The organism is Arthrospira sp. PCC 8006 (assembly GCF_046480465.1).
Lineage (GTDB): Bacteria > Cyanobacteriota > Cyanobacteriia > Cyanobacteriales > Microcoleaceae > Limnospira > Limnospira platensis.
Window position 1 is genome coordinate 1 of sequence record NZ_PKGG01000504.1, and the last position, 700, is coordinate 700.

A 700-nucleotide genomic window follows, 5' to 3' on the forward strand; every position below is an offset into this window, starting at 1 on the left:
TTTCGCCGACTCTTACCACTATTAGCTAATTCCACCGAAACCTGGGCCGTCGATCTATTCGGCTTTGGCTTTACACAGCGATCGCCTTATTTAACCGTTAATCCTACTCATATCTTAGCCCATCTCTACGCCTTCTGGCAATCTACCATCAATCAACCAGTTATCTTAGTTGGCGCTTCTATGGGAGGCGCTACCGCCATCGACTTTACCCTCAATCATCCCCAAGCCGTACAATCTCTAGTCCTTATTGATAGTGCCGGAATCAATAAAGGTCCTATCGCTGGCAAGTTTTTATTTCCACCCTTCGACTATCTCGCCACCGAATTTCTGCGACAACCTAAAGTTCGCCAAAGTATCAGCGAAAACGCCTATTTTGACAAAAGCCTCGCCTCCCGTGATGCTCAGTTATGCGCGGCGTGGCATCTACAATCACCATTATGGAATCGCGGTTTAATTGAGTTTACCAAAAGTGGCGGTTATGGTGCTTTTGGCGATCGCTTAAATACTATTCAACAACCCACCTTAATTTTATGGGGCAAAAATGACAAAATCTTGGGAACCAAAGATGCCCATAAATTCCGAACCGCTATCCCTAACAGTCAACTTATCTGGATTGACAAATGCGGTCATGTTCCCCACCTCGAACAACCACAAATTACCGCCAATCAAATACTCGAATTTGTCAATTAGCCACCCTCTC

The 700-nt window shown here is 45.3% G+C and carries 1 protein-coding gene; it reads left to right on the forward strand.

Going from position 1 to position 700, the window contains the following annotated elements:
* A partial coding sequence (locus B9T16_RS29080; protein ID WP_410246437.1) for an alpha/beta fold hydrolase occupies window positions 1-690 on the forward strand: 690 nt, incomplete at its 5' end.
* Window positions 691-700 lie beyond the last annotated feature (10 nt).